Genomic DNA, 1,183 nt, shown 5'->3' with positions numbered 1-1,183 from the left:
CATAACCCAGCAGAGCCATATCCTGAGTGTCATTGCGAGCGAGTGAAACGAGCGTGGCAATCTCACTAGTGCGTGCCTGCTCCGAAGTAATCATCCGTCGCCCGCTTGTCTGCGTAATAGACAATCACATCCCCAGGCTCCAATTCCCAACCGTTCTGATTGGTGTTGTACCCTTCTAAACGCCAGCCGTCTCCCGTTTTACCGGTATACTTCAGCGACGGGTTATCAAAATCATCATCGTTGATCACGGATATGTTCTTGAAATTGACGATGATGTACCCATCCTTCAAAAAGACTGGCGAGCTTCTTGCCAGGTTCCCTTCCTTTGAAAGATCGGTCCCCTTCGGCACAGCCAGGCAATCCGCCGGAAGGAAATACTCCCCGTACCATTTCTGGACCGAGGCCAGGGCCTTGTCCTTGTCCACGCTCCCAGGAATCGCCCGCTGCGGCCCCACAAAGCTTCTCACAGGTTCACTCAGAAGGATCTTATGGTATTTGAAAACATTCACCCCATTCTGGGATATCTTCGGGAAAATCTCCTTCCATTCCGTCTCGCTGTATTCGTTCATGCCACCTCTTAAGCGGTACATGGCACCTGCCGTATCCGTGAATTCTTTCAGGTCAATTCCCCTGCGCTTAAGGTCAAGCTTCATGGCATGGGCCAGGGTATCCTCCGGACTACTTACCTTAACCAGCGGATTGGTCGGCGTCGAATAGTAGAGATCCACCTCCTGCCTGTTCTTCCCGTTCCTGTCCACAAAGTAGAAGGTGGGCATGATCTGAAGAAAATCGTACCTGTCGTAGTAGTTGCCTATGGTTCTTACCTCAAACCGCACCGCATAGCCCAACTTTACTGCCCTGTCCTTGTAGCCGGGCTCGTCGTTCTTGCCGGGCATGACCGGAAGGATGTATTTCCTCTGGGCCTCCCTTTCCCCGTTGATGTTCCGAGGACCTGTGAAGAACACCTTACCCGAAGGCTCCGGCTTTCCCTTCTCCTTGCGGAAGAAGGATTCCCAGCCCGGGTCCTCAATATCGGTCACCTTGAAGTCATACACCCGCCCCGATACCTCCACATACTGCGATACGGTAGCAGCATAGTTGGACGGATTCAGATTGGCCTTCTCCTCTGTCTTGCTTCCATTGCTGTTGTCATTGGTGGCAAGGCTTCTGACTTCTATCTCAT

The 1,183-nt window shown here is 52.3% G+C and carries 1 pseudogene; it reads right to left on the bottom strand.

Annotated elements, in window-relative coordinates:
• Nucleotides 1–65: 65 nt before the first annotated feature.
• Nucleotides 66–1,183 (bottom strand): annotated as a pseudogene (locus F3H12_RS13315) (hypothetical protein); the annotation flags it as partial.

It is taken from the genome of Thermoclostridium caenicola (assembly GCF_900142095.1).
GTDB lineage: Bacteria > Bacillota > Clostridia > DSM-8532 > DSM-8532 > Thermoclostridium_A > Thermoclostridium_A caenicola.
This window is presented reverse-complemented; position numbering and strand designations above follow the sequence as displayed.